This window comes from Mycobacterium mantenii (assembly GCF_010731775.1).
GTDB classification, from domain to species: Bacteria; Actinomycetota; Actinomycetes; order Mycobacteriales; family Mycobacteriaceae; genus Mycobacterium; species Mycobacterium mantenii.
In genome coordinates this window covers 1,890,005-1,905,681 of record NZ_AP022590.1, presented here as the reverse complement: position 1 = coordinate 1,905,681, position 15,677 = coordinate 1,890,005, and the positions used below count along the sequence as shown (strand labels likewise).

Annotated in this window: 14 protein-coding genes; 6 read left to right on the top strand and 8 right to left on the bottom strand. The window is 70.5% G+C overall.

Annotated features, from left to right (window positions below; translation table 11 throughout):
* Positions 1 to 71: 71 nt before the first annotated feature.
* The gene (locus G6N50_RS08535; protein ID WP_083099132.1) at positions 72 to 995 is read right to left on the bottom strand and encodes a TIGR01777 family oxidoreductase; all 924 of its coding nucleotides are present in this window, start codon (positions 993 to 995) and stop codon (positions 72 to 74) included.
* A 15-nt stretch (positions 996 to 1,010) separates the two neighbouring features.
* The gene (gene sucB / locus G6N50_RS08530; protein ID WP_163650828.1) at positions 1,011 to 2,816 is read right to left on the bottom strand and encodes a 2-oxoglutarate dehydrogenase, E2 component, dihydrolipoamide succinyltransferase; all 1,806 of its coding nucleotides are present in this window, start codon (positions 2,814 to 2,816) and stop codon (positions 1,011 to 1,013) included.
* Between the two features lie 197 nt (positions 2,817 to 3,013).
* On the opposite strand from sucB, the gene G6N50_RS08525 reads away from it, so the two are divergent.
* Positions 3,014 to 4,792, top strand: coding sequence for an SDR family oxidoreductase (locus G6N50_RS08525; protein WP_083099960.1), 1,779 nt, complete (start codon positions 3,014 to 3,016; stop codon positions 4,790 to 4,792).
* Here the strand turns inward: G6N50_RS08525 and G6N50_RS08520 are convergent.
* Positions 4,789 to 5,130: an aminopeptidase gene (locus G6N50_RS08520; RefSeq protein WP_083099961.1), complete on the bottom strand. Its 342-nt coding sequence runs from the start codon at positions 5,128 to 5,130 to the stop codon at positions 4,789 to 4,791. The genes G6N50_RS08525 and G6N50_RS08520 overlap by 4 nt on opposite strands.
* A gap of 144 nt (positions 5,131 to 5,274) precedes the next feature.
* Between G6N50_RS08520 and G6N50_RS08515 the strand changes: the two genes are divergently transcribed.
* Both G6N50_RS08515 and G6N50_RS08510 read left to right on the top strand, forming a co-directional pair.
* Positions 5,275 to 5,724 carry an SRPBCC family protein gene (locus tag G6N50_RS08515; protein ID WP_083099963.1) on the top strand — a complete coding sequence of 150 codons (450 nt, stop codon included), beginning with the start codon at positions 5,275 to 5,277 and terminating at the stop codon, positions 5,722 to 5,724.
* The gene (locus tag G6N50_RS08510) at positions 5,721 to 7,316 is read left to right on the top strand and encodes a phytoene desaturase family protein (RefSeq protein WP_083099964.1); all 1,596 of its coding nucleotides are present in this window, start codon (positions 5,721 to 5,723) and stop codon (positions 7,314 to 7,316) included. The genes G6N50_RS08515 and G6N50_RS08510 overlap by 4 nt, the downstream gene beginning before the upstream one ends.
* 2 nt (positions 7,317 to 7,318) lie before the next feature.
* Here the strand turns inward: G6N50_RS08510 and G6N50_RS08505 are convergent, their stop codons facing one another.
* Positions 7,319 to 8,866 carry a leucyl aminopeptidase gene (locus G6N50_RS08505; RefSeq protein WP_083099966.1) on the bottom strand — a complete coding sequence of 516 codons (1,548 nt, stop codon included), beginning with the start codon at positions 8,864 to 8,866 and terminating at the stop codon, positions 7,319 to 7,321.
* A 50-nt stretch (positions 8,867 to 8,916) separates the two neighbouring features.
* On the opposite strand from G6N50_RS08505, the gene gcvT reads away from it, so the two are divergent.
* Both gcvT and G6N50_RS08495 read left to right on the top strand, forming a co-directional pair.
* Entirely contained in the window at positions 8,917 to 10,020 is a 1,104-nt protein-coding gene (gcvT, locus tag G6N50_RS08500) for a glycine cleavage system aminomethyltransferase GcvT (protein ID WP_083099967.1), read from the top strand.
* A gap of 55 nt (positions 10,021 to 10,075) precedes the next feature.
* The gene (locus G6N50_RS08495; protein WP_083099969.1) at positions 10,076 to 11,185 is read left to right on the top strand and encodes a branched-chain amino acid aminotransferase; all 1,110 of its coding nucleotides are present in this window, start codon (positions 10,076 to 10,078) and stop codon (positions 11,183 to 11,185) included.
* Positions 11,186 to 11,260: 75 nt separating this feature from the next.
* Here G6N50_RS08495 and G6N50_RS08490 read toward each other — a convergent pair whose 3' ends face one another.
* From G6N50_RS08490 to G6N50_RS08475, 4 genes are read right to left on the bottom strand one after another with little or no spacing between them, the layout of a single operon-like run.
* Positions 11,261 to 12,025, bottom strand: a complete 765-nt coding sequence (locus G6N50_RS08490; RefSeq protein ID WP_083099970.1) for an adenosylcobinamide-GDP ribazoletransferase — start codon at positions 12,023 to 12,025, stop codon at positions 11,261 to 11,263.
* Entirely contained in the window at positions 12,022 to 13,113 is a 1,092-nt protein-coding gene (gene cobT / locus G6N50_RS08485; protein ID WP_142275807.1) for a nicotinate-nucleotide--dimethylbenzimidazole phosphoribosyltransferase, read from the bottom strand. The genes G6N50_RS08490 and cobT overlap by 4 nt, the downstream gene beginning before the upstream one ends.
* Positions 13,110 to 13,646, bottom strand: coding sequence for a bifunctional adenosylcobinamide kinase/adenosylcobinamide-phosphate guanylyltransferase (locus G6N50_RS08480; RefSeq protein WP_083099974.1), 537 nt, complete (start codon positions 13,644 to 13,646; stop codon positions 13,110 to 13,112). Before G6N50_RS08480 ends, cobT begins: the two co-directional genes overlap by 4 nt.
* 27 nt (positions 13,647 to 13,673) lie before the next feature.
* Positions 13,674 to 14,366: a DUF3043 domain-containing protein gene (locus G6N50_RS08475; protein WP_083099975.1), complete on the bottom strand. Its 693-nt coding sequence runs from the start codon at positions 14,364 to 14,366 to the stop codon at positions 13,674 to 13,676.
* A 191-nt stretch (positions 14,367 to 14,557) separates the two neighbouring features.
* Between G6N50_RS08475 and G6N50_RS08470 the strand changes: the two genes are divergently transcribed.
* Positions 14,558 to 15,634: a glycerate kinase family protein gene (locus G6N50_RS08470; RefSeq protein WP_083099984.1), complete on the top strand. Its 1,077-nt coding sequence runs from the start codon at positions 14,558 to 14,560 to the stop codon at positions 15,632 to 15,634.
* Positions 15,635 to 15,677: the final 43 nt, after the last annotated feature.

Below are 15,677 nucleotides of genomic sequence, written 5' to 3'. Positions count from 1 at the left end.
CACGCTGGCGTGACACTCGCCGCGCTTATGATCGCCGCGCCGCGCTTACGATCGCCGCGCCGCGCCCGCCACTAGTCGTGGTCGCGCCGGGCCGTGGCGTAGGCGAGCGCCTCGCCAATGGTGTTGTGGTGGAAGGCGAAACCGGCGCGCTCCAGCGCGGACGGGATGGCTCGCTGACCCATCAGCAGGCCTTCGTCGGCGAACTCGCCCAACGCGGCCCGGATGGCAAACCCGGGCACCATCAACGGGGTTGGGCGATTGACCGCCCGCCCGAATGCGGTGGTGAACTCGGCGTTGGTGACCGGCGCCGGGCCGGTCATGTTCACCGGGCCGGACAGCTCGGCGTCGAAAATCGCGAACAGCAGCGCGCGCACTTCGTCTTCCAGCGTGATCCACGACATGTATTGCCGGCCGCCGCCCAGCCGGGCGCCGAGGCCCGTCCGGAACAACGGCCGCAACCGGCCCAACGCACCACCGGCGGGGGAGAACACCAGTCCGGTGCGCGCCAGCACCACCCGGGCGCCGCCGTACTGGGCCGGTAGCGTGGCGGCCTCCCAGTCCTCGCACAGCCGGGCCAGGAAACCCGTTCCCGCACGGTCGTTTTCGTCGACCACGCGGTCCTTGGTGTTGCCGTAGAAGCCCACCGCGCTGGCGTTGACCATCGTCGCAACACCCGCGTCGGCGACGGCATGCGCCAGGACTTCGGTGGGGGTGATGCGGCTGTCCCGCAGACTCTGCTTGAAGGCGCCCGACCACCGGCGCTGGCCGATGTTGACGCCGCACAGGTTGACGACGGCGTCGACGTCGGCGATCGTGTCGGGATCCAGATCGCCACTCTCGGGATTCCAGTGCAGCTCATTGGCGTTCGCCGGTGCCCGGCGCACGATCCGCAACACCCGGTGATCGGCGGCACGCAGGGCCGCGGCCAGGGCGGACCCGATTAGGCCCGACGAACCCGCAATCGCGATGACGGCGTTCTGACCAGCGCGAGCCACGTTCGCTTGTCCTTTTTAGAGCCCGAGGTCGGCCTCGAAAGCACCTTCTTCTAGCCGGTGCTTGATGGTGGTCAGGAAGCGGCCGGCGTCGGCACCGTCGATCAGCCGATGATCATAGGTCAGCGGCAGATAGCAGATCGAGCGCACGCCGATCGATTCGTTGCCGCTGTCGTCGACCACGACCCGCGGCCGCTTGACGATCGCGCCGGTGCCCAGCATGGCGGCCTGCGGCGGAACCAGGATCGGGGTGTCGAAGAGCGCCCCCTGGCTGCCGATGTTGGTGATCGTGAAGGTGCCGCCGGAGAGCTCGTCGGGTTTCAGGTTGCCTGACCGGGCGCGCGCGGCGATGTCGGCGATCGCCCTGGCCAGCCCGGCCAGGGACAGGTCGCCCGCATTGTGCACGACGGGGGAGAGGAGACCTTGTTCGGTGTCGACCGCGAAGCCGAGGTGCTCGGCGTCGTAGTAGGTGATCTCCTTGGTTTCCTCGCTGTAGCTCGCGTTGATGTTGGGGTGGATCTTCAGCGCGTCGATCACCGCCCGGGCGATGAACGGCAGAAAGGTCAGGTTCACCCCCTCGCGCTCGGCGAAGGCCGCCTTGGCCCTGGCCCGCAACCCGACCAGCTTGGTCATGTCGACCTCGTGGGTCTGGGTGAGTTGGGCTGTGGCCTGAAGGGATTCGCGGGTTTTGTTCGCCGTGATCTGGCGGATCCGGCTGGCCTTCTGGGTGGTGCCCCGCAGGTGCGCCAGCGCCGGAGCCGGCGTGGGCGCCGCGGCCGCGGGCGCCTTGGCGGCGGGGACCGCGGCCGCGGGCGCCTTGGCGGCCTGTTGCTTTTGCTCGGCGGCGGCCAGCACGTCTTGCTTGCGGATGCGACCGCCCACCCCGGTACCCGTGACCGAGTTCAGGTCGATGTTGTTTTCGGCGGCCAGCTTTCGCACCAGCGGCGTCACGTACGGCGCACCGTCGGCCCCCGAGCTTGCCGGCTGGGCCTGCGCCGGTTCGGCTTTCGGCTGTGGAGCGGGCTTGGGCTGCGGCGTTGGGGGCGCCGGGGTGGGTTCGGGCTTGGGCTGGGCCTGGGGCTGGGGCGCCGGTTCTGGCGTGGGTTCGGGCTTGGGCGCGGGCGGGGGCTGGGGAGCGGCCGGTGCCGCGGGAGCGACGGCTTCGGAACCGGCACCGATGCGCGCCAGCTCGCCTCCGACGGGCACGGTGGCGTCTTCCTCGGCGGTGATGCTGATCAGCACACCGGCCACCGGTGACGGGATCTCGGTGTCGACCTTGTCCGTGGACACCTCGACGAGCGCGTCGTCGACCTGAACCGAATCGCCGACCTTCTTGAGCCAGCGGGTCACCGTGCCCTCGGCCACCGACTCACCCAGCTCGGGCATCAATACCGGGGTGGCGGCGCCGCCGCCGGAACTCTGCTGGGCGGGCGCAGGCTCCGGCTCCGGCTGGGCCTGGGGCTGTGGCTCGGGTTGGGGCTCGGGCTGGGGCGGCTCCGACTGGGCTTGCGGCTCCGGCTGGCTCGGCGCCTGCGCGGTCGGTTGCGAGCCGCCCCCCGCCGCGCCGTCCGCCCCGCCACCTTCCGGGGCGTCGCCGATGACCGCCAGCTCGCCGCCCACCTCGACGGTGTCGTCCTCTTGGGCCACGATCTTGGTCAGCACGCCCGCGGCCGGCGACGGGATTTCGGTGTCGACCTTGTCGGTCGAGACCTCGACGAGCGGTTCGTCGAGTTCGACCGTGTCGCCTTCCTGCTTGAGCCAGCGGGTGACCGTCCCCTCGGTGACGCTCTCACCGAGTGCCGGCATCTGGACGGAGAAGGCCATCGTTTTTGACTCCTCGATCGCTCGTGGGTCGGGGCGGGTCGATCAGCTTGCTTACGGAAGGCGAAGTGGCAATCCAAAACTATCCTGTCACTGCGCCTTCGTCGGCACACATCCAGGGCAGATACCCCGCGCCGGGCGGGTGACACCGATCACGCTTGCTACGGTGTGGCCACTGCAGCCAGAGCGGGGAGGTCCCGATGCCGCCATCACAACAAATACCCCAGCATTTCGTCGACAGCGCCGACGGCGCCCGCATCGCGGTCTACGAAGAGGGCAACCCCGAGGGCCCCACCGTCGTGCTGGTGCACGGGTTCCCCGACTCGCACGTGCTGTGGGACGGGGTCGTCCCGCTGCTGGCCGAGCGGTTCCGGATCATCCGCTACGACAACCGCGGTGTCGGGATGTCCTCGGTGCCGAAACCGGTGTCGGCCTACAGCATGGACCGCTTCGCCGACGACTTCGCCGCGGTGACCGGCGAGCTGAGTCCGGGCCGCCCCGTGCACGTGCTGGCCCACGACTGGGGCTCGGTGGGGGTGTGGCGCTACCTGAAGCGCCCCGGCGCCAACGACCGGGTCGCCACGTTCACGTCGGTGTCCGGACCTGCACAGGACCAGCTGGTCGACTACATCTTCAGCGGCCTGCGGGCGCCCTGGCGGCCGCGCACCTTCGTCCGGGCGATCAGCCAGGCGCTGCGGCTGACCTACATGATCTTCTTCTCGATCCCGGTGCTCGCGCCGCTCTTCCTCCGGCTGACCATGTCGGTCCCGGCGCTGCGGCGCAACGCCGTCGACAACATCCCCGACGAGCAGATCCACCACTCCGAGAAACTGGCCTCCGACGCCGCCCACTCGGTGAAAACCTACCCCGCCAACTACTTTCGGTCGTTTTCCGGCCGTAAGCAGGGCGTCGCGGTCATCGATGTCCCGGTGCAGCTCATCGTCAACACCAAGGACAAGTACGTGCGGCCCTACGGCTACGACCACACCCCGCGCTTCGTGCCGCGGCTGTGGCGCCGCGACATCCAGGCCGGCCACTTCTCGCCGATGTCGCACCCGCAGGTGATGGCGGCCGCGGTGCGCGAGTTCGCCGACCAGGCCGAGGGCAAGCCGCCCAGCCGCGCGCTGCTGCGCGCGCAGGTGGGGCGTCCCCGCGGGGCGTTCGGCGACACCCTGGTGTCGGTCACCGGCGCCGGCAGCGGAATCGGCCGCGAGACCGCGTTCGCGTTCGCGCGCGAAGGCGCCGAGTTGGTCATCAGCGACATCGACGAGGCGGCCGTCAAGGCCACCGCGGCCGAGATCGCCACCCGGGGCGGCGTCGCGCACGCCTACGTGCTCGACGTGTCGGACGCGCAGGCGGTGGAGTCGTTCGCGGAGCGGATCAGCGCCGAGCACGGCGTCCCCGACATCGTCGTCAACAACGCCGGGATCGGGCACGCCGGCGGATTCCTGGACACCCCGCCCGAGCAATTCGACCGGGTGCTCGACGTCAACCTGGGCGGCGTGGTCAACGGGTGCCGGTCGTTCGCGCGACGGATGGTGGAGCGCGGCACCGGCGGGTATATCGTCAACGTGTCGTCGATGGCGGCCTACGCCCCGCTGCAGTCGCTGAACGCCTACTGCACGTCGAAGGCGGCCACCTACATGTTCTCCGACTGCCTGCGCGCCGAACTCGACGCCGCGGGGGTGGGGCTGACCACGATCTGCCCCGGCGTCATCAACACGAACATCATCAACACCACCCGCTTCGATGCACCGGCCGGTAAGCAATCCGACGCCGTCGATGGCCGGCGCGGGCAACTCGGCAAGATGTTCACGCTGCGCCACTACGGCCCCGACAAGGTCGCCAACGCGATCCTGTCATCGGTCAAGAAGAAAAAGCCGATCCGCCCGGTCGCGCCGGAAGCCTATGCGCTGTACGGCCTTTCGCGCCTGGCGCCGCAGGGGTTACGCAACGCCGCGCGGCTGCGGGTGATCTAAGCGCCCGGTGCCGCCCCGCGACGTCCCGTCAGCAAGGTCGCGCCGATCGCGATGACCCCGAGCACGGCCAGCGGTATCGCCCACGCGCGCCGGCCGCCCACCGACGACTGGCACTGTGCCACATAGTCGGTGTGCGGGACGATCTGATTCAGGATCGGGATGTTCGCCCCACTGCTGTTGTTCGCACTGCGGGCCGCGGAAAGGTCGGTCGCCACGGCGTTACCGCATCCGACCGAGTGGCCGTTGCTGTCGGAAACCGACACCGGCGCCAGCAGCCCGATGACTCCGGCCAGTAACAGCACGGCGCCCACACCGATGATCAATCGTCGCACCGTCATGTCTTTGCCCTTCGTCGTCGGGGATTCGGCCGCTAGGGAGATTATCCGCGGTCCACCGCCGGTAAACGTCGGCGTAACGGCCGAATAATCCCTCGATTGCCGGGTATCCCGCCGCGGTAATGAAGACATGGAGGGTTTTCTGAGGTGATCACTGCGACGCGCGAGGTGTCCCGGTCGTGTGAGCGGGTGTGGGAGGTGCTCGCCCAGGGCTGGACCTACACCCAGTGGGTGGTGGGCAACAGCCGGATGCGGGCCGTCGACCCGAACTGGCCCGAACCCGGCTCGTCGATCAGGCACTCGATCGGGATCTGGCCGTTGGTAATCAACGACGCGACCATCGTGGAGGAGAGCGAACCGCCGCACAAGCTGGTGCTGCGCGCCCGGCTGGGCCCGCTGGGCGCCGCGCGCATCACCATGCTGCTGCACGAGATTCCGCAGGGCTGCCGGATCGAGATGATCGAGGTGCCCGTCGCAGGCCCGATGGGGGCCGTACCCGATTCCCTTGCGCTGGCCGCCGCATACCCCCGGAACAAGGAATGCCTGTGGCGGCTAGCGGCTTTGGCGGAGCGCCTGGAGCCGAGCCAGGTGAAGTGACCGTGCGCGACACCGCGGACGCCGTGGTGATCGGGGCGGGACACCACGGACTGGTCGCGGCGTCGATGCTGGCCGACGCGGGTTGGGACGTGCTGGTGCTGGAAGCCCAGCCCGAACCTGGCGGCGCGGTGCGCAGCGCCGAGCTGACACCGGGCTACATCACCGACCTGTTCAGCTCCTACTACCCGATGACGGCGGCCTCGCCGGCCATGGCGGCGCTGCGGCTCGAGGACTTCGGGCTGCAATGGTCACACGCGCCGGCGGTGCTGGGCCATCCCCGCAGCGGCGGTGACGACGACCCACCAATCCTGTACCGCGATCCGGACCGCACCGCAAAGGAATTCGCGCGACGGGAACGGGCCGACGGCGAAAACTGGTGGCGCCTGGTCGAGCTGTGGCAGAAGATCAAATCCCCGCTGCTGGACGCGATGCTGGCACCGTTCCCGCCGCTGCGCCCGCTGATTTGGCTGCTGCTCAGGCTCGGCACCTCGGAGGCCATGCGGCTCGCCCGGCTGCTGGTGCAGCCCGCCAACGCGATGTCAGAGCAGCTCTTCGACGGTGAGGCGCCGCGGGTGTTGTTGTTAGGCAACGCAATGCACGCCGACGTCCCGGTGGACGCGCCCGTCAGCGGCGCCATGGGCTTCCTGATGACGATGCTGGGCCAGGACTACGGCTGGCCGGTTCCGGTCGGCGGTTCCGGCCGATTGACCGCCGCCCTGGTCAACCGGGCCCGCTGGGCCGGCGCGCAAATCGAGTGCAACCAGAACGTTTCCCGTATCCACGTGCGGGGCGGACGTGCCGTCGGCGTGACGACGACCGCTGGGCGCACGGTCGCGGCGCGCCGCGCGATCGTGGCCGACGTGACGGCGCCGCGGCTGTTTTGCGACATGCTGCCCGACGACGCCGTGCCGGCCGGTCTGCGCCGCGAACTCGAGCACTATGTGTGGGATCCGCCGGTGGTCAAGGTCAACTATGCGCTGCGCGGACCCATCCCGTGGCGGTCGAAAAGCCTGGCGGATGCGGGCACCGTACACCTGGGCGCCGACGGTGACGGGCTGGTACGTTGGGTGGCCGACCTGAACACCCGGACGGTGCCCCGGCATCCGTTCATGCTGTTGGGGCAGACCACCACCGCGGACCCGACCCGCTCGCCGCCGGGTACCGAAAGTGTTTGGGCCTACACGCATTTGCCGCGCCATGTGGCCGACGACGTGTCGGCCGAACGACTTGCGACGGCCGTGGACGACGTCATCGAGGAACACGCGCCGGGCTTCGGTTCGGCAGTGATCGACCGGTTCGTGCAGCGGCCGTCGGACCTGGAGGCCAGCGACGCCAACCTGCATCTCGGCGCGCTCAACGGCGGGACCGCACAACTGCCGCAGATGCTGATTTTTCGACCCGCGGCCGGGATGGGCCGGGCCGAGACCCCGGTCGAGGGGCTGTATCTGGGCAGCGCGTCGGCCACCCCGGGCGGTTCGGTGCATGGCGCCTGCGGGCGCAACGCGGCCCGGGCCGCACTGGCCGCGCACGGAATCACGGGATGGCCGCGCCGCAAGCTGACCCGCGCGGCGATATCCCTGCTGACGAAGTAGCGCTAGCCGTTCTCGGCGATGTCTTCGAGCACCGCGAACATGGTCCGCGTCGGCACGCCGGTGGAGCCCTTCGGCGAGTAGCCCCACGGGCTGCCGGTGTTGTAGGCCGGGCCGGCCACGTCGATGTGTGCCCAATCCACGCCGTCGGCGACGAACTCCCGCAGGAACACCCCCGCCACCAGCATGCCGGCGAAGCGCTGCCCACTGATGTTCGACAGGTCGGCGACCCCTGACTTCAGGTCTTCCTTGAGTTCGTCGGGCAGCGGCATCGGCCAGCCGTTTTCGCCGACCCGCTGCGAGATCGACGCGACGCGGTCGCGGAACTCGTCGCTGCCCATCACCCCGGGGATGCGGGCGCCGAGAGCCACCGTCTGCGCGCCGGTCAGCGTGGACGTCTCGATCAGGTAATCGGGGTTGTCCTCGCACGCCCGCACGATGGCGTCGGCCAGGATGAGCCGGCCCTCCGCGTCGGTGTTCTGCACCTCGACCGTGATTCCGCCGTACTGGGTCAGCACGTCGCCGGGCCGCTGCGCGGTGGCCGACGGCATGTTCTCGGCCATCGGCACGGTGGCGATCACGTCGATCGGAAGTTTGCGCTGCGCGGCCAGCGCCACGGTCGCGATCACCGCGGCGGCGCCGCCCATGTCGGAGGTCATGTGGTGCATGCTGGCCGCCGGCTTGATCGAGATGCCGCCGGTGTCGAAAGTGACGCCCTTGCCGACCAGCGCGACCTTCTTGGCCTGCTTGGACTTCTTGGCCAGCTTCGACCCGCGGTGGATCAGCCGCACCAGCCGCGGCGGACGCGACGAACCCTGTCCGACGCCGATGATCCCGCCGTAGCCGGCTTTTTGCAGCGCCTTATCGTCCAGCACCTCCACCTCGAGGCCGACGGACTCACCCAAAGCCTTTGCCCGCTTGGCGAATTCGGCAGGAAAAAGGTGGCTGGGCGGGGTGTTGACGAAATCGCGCGCGGTGGCGACGGCGGTCGCGACGGCCGCACCATGCGCGGCGTCGTTCTTGGCGTCCTTCGCGGTGGCGAGCACCGTGATTCTGCGCAGCCCTTGGTCTTTGGGCGCGGTCTTGTCGCTGCGGAATTCGGTGAACCGGTAGCTGCCCAGGATCAGGCCCTCGACGACGGCCGAGTCGATGCCGTCGCCGGGCAGCTCGGCCAACGTGGTGATCACCGATTCGGTCTTGCCGAGCGACCGCGCGGCCACACCGGCGGCGCGACGGACGGTGTCGGCCGGCCACTCGGATCGCGGTTTGCCCAGGCCGATCGTCAGCACGCTGGACACCGGCAGCGACGGCACCACCAGCCGGTGCACCTGCTCGGTGCCGCCGGTGGCCTCCAGCGCCCGCAGACCGGACTCGATCTCGGCGACCGCATCGGAGGACAGGAACGGCTCGGCCGACGCGACAGCCGCGCCCGGCTTGTCGTCCTCGCCGGTGGAGACGACGGGCACGATCAGGACGGTGGACGCGGCGGCGCGCCGCGGCAGCGAGGAGGCGACAGTGACAGCGGGGGAGGCGTAGCCGGGTTCTGTGCTCATCCGCATCACCCTAACGGTCCACCCGTCACGGCTGATTAGGGTGAAGAGTCGTGAGCGATGAAGCCGACCTTCTGCACGGACCGTTGGAAGACCGTCACCGGAGCCTGGGCGCCAGTTTCGCCGAGTTCGGCGGCTGGTTGATGCCGGTGTCATATGCCGGCACCGTCAGCGAGCACAACGCGACGCGCAACGCGGTCGGCCTCTTCGACGTCAGCCACCTGGGCAAGGCGCTGGTCCGTGGCCCCGGGGCCGCGCGATTCGTCAACTCCGCGCTCACCAACGACCTGAATCGCATCGGGCCGGGCAAGGCGCAATACACGTTGTGCTGCACCGAATCCGGCGGTGTCGTCGACGACCTGATCGCCTATTACGTCGACGACGACGAGATTTTTCTGGTGCCCAACGCCGCCAACACCGCCGCCGTGGTCGCCGCCCTGCAGGACGCCGCGCCCGCGGGTCTGACCATCACCGACCAGCACCGCTCGTATGCGGTGCTGGCCGTGCAGGGGCCGCGATCGGCCGACGTGCTGCGCGAGCTGGGTCTGCCCACGGAGATGGACTACATGGCGTACGCCGACACCTCGTTCTCCGGCGTACCGGTGCGGGTCTGCCGCACCGGCTACACCGGCGAGCACGGCTACGAGCTGCTGCCGCCGTGGGACTCCGCCGGCGTGGTGTTCGACGCCCTGGCCGCGGCGGTCAGCGCGGCCGGCGGCGAGCCGGCCGGCCTGGGCGCGCGCGACACCCTGCGCACCGAGATGGGCTACCCGCTGCACGGCCACGAGCTCGGCCTGGACATCTCCCCGCTGCAGGCCCGCTGCGGCTGGGCGATCGGCTGGAAGAAAGACGCGTTCTTCGGCCGCGACGCCCTGCTGGCCGAGAAGGAGGCGGGCCCGGCGCGGTTGCTGCGCGGGCTGCGGATGCTGGGCCGCGGGGTGCTGCGCGCCGGGCTCACGGTGCTCGCCGGCGACACACCGGTCGGGGTGACCACTTCGGGCACGTTCTCCCCGACGCTGCAGGCCGGAATCGCGCTGGCGCTCATCGACACCGATGCCGGCGTCGAAGACGGTCAGGAGGTCACCGTCGACGTCCGGGGCCGTTCCGCCGCATGCGAAGTCGTGCGGCCGCCCTTCGTCGCGGCGAAAACCCGCTAGCCGTGCCGCGTGCGCGGGCGAAATCCGATTCGGCAGGCGGATATACAATCAGCCAATGACCAGTGGCTCCCTCGAGTTCACGGTTTTCCGCTCGGCAACTCCGGCAACGGACGCTGAGCGCGAAACCATCCTGGCCGAGCCGGGTTTCGGCACGTACTTCACCGATCACATGGTGTCGATCGACTACGACGAGACCGGCGGAGGTTGGCACAACGCGCGCGTCATCCCGTACGGCCCGATCGAGCTGGATCCGTCGGCGATCGTGCTGCACTATGCGCAGGAGATCTTCGAGGGTCTCAAGGCGTACCGCTGGGCGGACGGCTCCATCGTGTCGTTCCGCGCCGAGGCCAACGCAGCCCGGTTGCGGTCGTCGGCGCGGCGGCTCGCCATCCCGGAACTGCCCGACGAGCTGTTCATGGAATCGCTGCGCCAGCTGATCGCGGTCGACAACGCGTGGGTTCCGGCCGCCGGCGGCGAGGAGGCGCTCTACCTGCGCCCGTTCGTCATCGCCACCGAGCCCGGATTGGGTGTGCGGCCGTCCAAGCAATACCGCTACCTGCTGATCGCCTCGCCGGCCGGCGCGTATTTCAGGGGCGGCATCCACCCGGTCACGGTCTGGGTGTCGACGGACTACGTGCGGGCCAGCCCCGGCGGCACCGGCGCGGCCAAGTTCGGCGGCAACTACGCGGCCTCGCTGTCGGCTCAGGCCGAGGCCACGGCCAACGAGTGCGACCAGGTGGTGTGGCTGGATGCCGTCGAACGACGCTTCGTCGAAGAGATGGGCGGGATGAACATCTTCTTCGTGTTCGGTCGCGGCGGGTCGGCGCGGCTGGTCACCCCCGAGCTGTCCGGCTCGCTGCTGCCCGGTATCACGCGAGACTCCCTGCTGCAGTTGGCCATTGACGCCGGTTTCTCCGTCGAGGAACGCAAGATCGACATCGACGAGTGGCAGAAGAAGGCCGCCGTGGGGGAGATCACCGAGGTGTTCGCCTGCGGCACCGCCGCGGTCATCACGCCCGTCTCGAACGTGAAGTACGGCGACACCGAGTTCACCGTCGCCGACGGGCAACCCGGCGAGGTCACGATGGCGTTGCGCGACACGCTCACGGGCATTCAGCGCGGCACCTTCGCCGACACCCACGGCTGGATGGCACGCCTAGGGTAGAGCGGTGTGCGCCCAGCGTGACGCCGCAGTCACGTTGGGCGGCGGACGTGACCGCAGCGTCACGTCCGAGTCGAGCTAGAGCCGCACCAGGCCCGCGAGCAGCACCGCGCTCACCGTGGCCGTCAGTTCGATCGCGGCGCCCAGCACGTCGCCGGTAATGCCGCCGAACCGGCGCACGCAGTGCAGCACCAGGATCGCGCCGCAGCCCAGGCCCAGCAACACCGCCACCGGCCCCTGCCACGGCCGCGGCCCGGCCACCAGGGAAACGCCGACCAGCACCGCGATCCAGGCCGCCACGACCGACGTCGGCTGGCTTCCGGCGACCCGGGCACCCAGGGCGCTGCCGTCGGCCGCCGGCACCGACCGGTGACCGGCCAGCACCGCGGTCACCCGGCCCGCGAAGACCGCCACGGCGACACCGGCCGCCCCGGGGACGACCCGGCCGGTGCAGCCCAACGCCGAAAACGCCAGTGCCTGAAGCATGATCACCACGACCACCGCGGCCACCCCGAACGGGCCGGCCGAGCCCTCGCGCATCACCGCCAGCGCCCGCTGCGGGGGCCCGTAGCAGCCCAATCCGTCGGCGGTGTCGGCGACACCGTCCAGATGCAGGCCGCGGGTCACCAGCAGCAGCACCGTGACCGCGAGCAGGCCGGGCAGCGGGCTGGACGGCCCGAACACGTGGGCCCCACCCCAGGTCACGGCCGCGGCCAGGGCCCCCACGACGGCGCCCACCGCCGGCAGCGCCGTCATTGCGCCGCGGCCCAACGGCGCGTTGCCGCCACCCGGGAGTGGCAGCACCGTCCCGAACGCGAAAGCCGTTGCCAGCGAACGGATCACGACGGCGGAGCGGCGGGACTGTCGGTGCGGCCGGACTCCGCGCGGTCGCCGCGGTCGGACACGCCGGCCTGGGTGAAGGTCGCCATCGACGACAGGGCCGCGATGGCGGCGCGCAACACCGGCAGCGCGAGCGCGGCGCCGGTTCCCTCGCCCAGCCGCATCCGCAGGTCGAGGATCGGCTCCAGATCCAGCGCGGTCAGCGCCAGCGCATGGGCGGGCTCGGTGGATCGGTGCCCGGCCTGCCACCACAGCCGGGCGCCGGGCGCCAGGTGCTCGGCGAGCAGCGCGGCCGCCGTCACCGCCATGCCGTCGAGCAGCAGCGGCGTGCGCCGCACCGCGGCCTGCGCGCAAAAGCCCGCCATCGCGGCCAGGTCGGCGCCGCCAGCGCGGCGCAGCAGCGCGACCGGATCGGGCAACACCTGCCGGGCGCGAAACAGGGCGTCGCGCACTGCAGCGGTCTTGCGCGCCCACCCGGCGTCATCGATACCGGTGCCGAAGCCCACCGCCACGACCGGTTCGACATTGGTCAGGGCCGCCACTAAAACCGTTGCGGCCGTGGTGTTTCCGATCCCCATATCGCCGGCGATCAGCAGGTCGGCGCCGGCATCGACCTCCTCGTCGGCGATGGCCGCGCCGGCGGCGAGCGCCCGCGCGGTCTCGTCGTCGCTCAACGCGTCCTCGACGCGGATGTCGCCGCTGGCGCGGCGCACCTTGTGGGCGCCGATCCGTTCGGTCAGCGGGTCGGCATCGACCGCCAGGTCCGCGACGCGCACCGTCGCCCCGGCGATGTCGGCCAGGACGTTGATCGCCGCGCCGCCGGCCTCGAAATTGGCGACCATCTGGGCCGTCACCTCCGGCGGGTACGCCGACACCCCCGAGCGCGCGACGCCGTGATCACCGGCGAACACCACCACCCGGGCGCGCTCGAATTGTCTTGGCGGGCAATGTCCCTGGCACGACGCGACCCACACCGACAGATCCTCCAGGCGTCCCAGCGCGCCCCGGGGCTTGGTCAGCGTGTCCTGGCGGGCACGGGCGGCGACGGCGACGCCCGCGTCGGGCGGCGAGACGGCGGCGAATTGCATCACGCCCCCGACGGTTTGATCGGTACCGGCTGCCCGGCCACCACCAACACCACCCGGTCGCACAACCGCGCCAAACGCTGGTTGAGGCTGCCCAGTTCGTCGGCGAACCGGCGCCCGGAGGCGGTGGCGGGCACCACGGTCAACCCCACTTCCGGGCTGACCAGCACCAGCGGCGAAGCGAAGTCGCCGACCGCGGCCAGCACGTCATCGACGGAGGCCGCCACCGAGCCGCCGTCCCAGGCGTTGTTGCGATCCAGCGCACCCGTCAACCAGGTGCCGAGGTCGTCGATCAGCGTCGGGGTTTGCGGTGACTGTCGCAATTGCGTTGCGATGTCGTCGGTTTCGATCGTCGACCAGTGGGCGGGCCGACGGCCGCGATGCTGGGCGATCCGGTGTGCCCAGGCCGCATCGTCGTCGCCGGCCGGACCGGGCGCCAGGTAATGGACCGCCTGCCCGGCCGGCAAACCGTCGGCGATGGCTTCCTCCGCCCACTGCGATTTGCCTGACCTGATTCCGCCGAGCACCAGGGTGCGCACCGAAGTCAGCCGGCCTTCCGGCGAGCTTTAATCGACACTGGCGCCGTGCTTGACCTGCGGCCGCGGCGCCCGCAGCCGGCGCATCTGAGACGCCCGGCTGGCGGCGTAAAGCCCTAGCTTCCAACGGCTTTCGGTGTTGTTGGGGAACTTGGCGTCGACCAGCCTGCTGACTTTGCGGCCCAGCATCAGGCCGTCGACGCTCATCACGGCCATCAGCGCCAGCATCGCCGGGGACACCCAGAGCTGCAGCTGCGGGACGCCGAACATGACGAACATCAAGAACAGGGTCGACGGCATGAACAAACCCAGCAGATTGCGCCGCGAGTCCACCACGTCACGAACGTAGCGCCGGATGGGGCCCTGGTCGCGCGGCAACAGATAGCCCTCTTCGCCGGCCATCATCCGCTCGCGGCGATCCGACGTGCGGGCGCGTCCGGCGGCCTTGTCGGCCCGGCGCTCCTCACGGCTGAGCTTGGGACCGGCCAGCGATTTGCGCCGGGCCCGCGCCTCGGCGGAGGTCATGGGAGCGGGCGCGACCGGTCCCTTCCGGGGATTGCGCCGAGCCTCGTTGCGCCTGGGCGTCGGGCGTCCCTTGGGGCCCGTTCGCTGCGCCTCGCGGGTTGCGTCGCCCGAGGCGCCCGCACCGCCGGATGCGGTCGACGCGGCTGCGCTCTCGTCGAGGTCGGTGTCCTGGCCTTTCTTACGGCCCAACAGCTTCACAGTGGCCAGGTTACTTCGCGGACGACCCGCGCCGGAATTCGCCTGGAATGCATTGCTATTAGACCTGCGTTAGTACCTCTCTTGGCCCTACTCTTACACGTGATGAACGGCTGCGTTTGATGGACGACGGGACGATGGACCCGGGCGATGTGGGTCCCGGCCTGGCCCCCGGCCGCCTTCAGTTGCCCGCCATGCAAGTCCTGGTGGCCCCTGATTGCTACGCCGACAGCATGACGGCCCTCGAAGCCTCCGCCGCCATCGCGACCGGCTGGACCCGGTCGCGTCCCGGCGACCGGTTCATCGTCGCACCGCAATCCGACGGCGGCCCAGGGTTTGTCGAGGTGCTGGCCAGCCGCCTGGGGGAGACGCGGCGCCTGCGGGTGTCGGGACCGCTGAAAGCGATGGTCGAAGCCGAGTGGGTGTTCGACAGCAATTCGGCGACCGCGTACCTGGAGTGCGCGCAGGCGTGTGGTCTCGCGCTGATCGGGGGACCACCCACCCCGGAGACCGCAATGGCCGCGCACAGCAAAGGCGTGGGGCAGCTGATCGCCGAGGCGCTGCGGGTCGGGGCGACGCGCATCGTGGTCGGTCTGGGCGGCAGCGCCTGCACCGACGGCGGGCAGGGCATGATCGCCGAGCTCGGCGGCCTGGACACCGCCCGCCGGCAGCTGGGCAACGTTGAGCTGATCGCCGCCTCCGACACCGAATACCCGCTGCTGGGCCCGTGGGGGGCGGCCCGGGTGTTCGGGCCGCAGAAGGGCGCCGACACGGCCACCGTCGCCGCGCTGGAAGTCCGCCTGCAAGCGTGGGCGCTGATCCTCGAGGCGGTGGCCGGACGGGACGTGAGCGCCGAGCCGGGTGCGGCGGCCGCCGGCGGCATCGGCGCCGGGCTGCTGGCGCTCGGCGGCCGGTGTGAGTCCGGAGCGGCCATCATCGCCGAGCACACCCGGTTGGCCGACGACCTGGACACCGCGGAGCTGATCGTCACCGGCGAGGGCCGGTTCGACGAGCAATCCCTGCACGGGAAGGTGGTGGGCTTTCTCGCCGACGCGGCCCGGCCGCGGGGAATCCCGGTGGTCGTGCTGGCCGGCCAGGTCGACCTGGACAACGCGACGGTGCGCTCGTCGGGCATCATGGCCGCGCTGTCGATCGCCGAGCACGCCGGATCGGTGCGGCTGGCGCAGGCCGACGCGGCCAACCAGCTCATCGGTCTGGCATCCGTTGTGGCGGCGCGACTCGGGAATAGCGGTCCTGCAAGGTACCGTTGATGGAGTGGACTTTCGGGCGGTCCGGATCGCCCGGCGCAAGCCG

Coding starts and splice junctions, on each gene's coding strand:
- G6N50_RS08520 (WP_083099961.1), bottom strand. CDS start 5,130: ATGACGGTGCGACGATTGATCATCGGTGTGGGCGCCGTGCTGTTACTG.
- G6N50_RS08505 (WP_083099966.1), bottom strand. CDS start 8,866: ATGAGCACAGAACCCGGCTACGCCTCCCCCGCTGTCACTGTCGCCTCC.
- G6N50_RS08525 (WP_083099960.1), top strand. CDS start 3,014: ATGCCGCCATCACAACAAATACCCCAGCATTTCGTCGACAGCGCCGAC.
- G6N50_RS08470 (WP_083099984.1), top strand. CDS start 14,558: ATGCAAGTCCTGGTGGCCCCTGATTGCTACGCCGACAGCATGACGGCC.
- sucB (WP_163650828.1), bottom strand. CDS start 2,816: ATGGCCTTCTCCGTCCAGATGCCGGCACTCGGTGAGAGCGTCACCGAG.
- G6N50_RS08495 (WP_083099969.1), top strand. CDS start 10,076: ATGACCAGTGGCTCCCTCGAGTTCACGGTTTTCCGCTCGGCAACTCCG.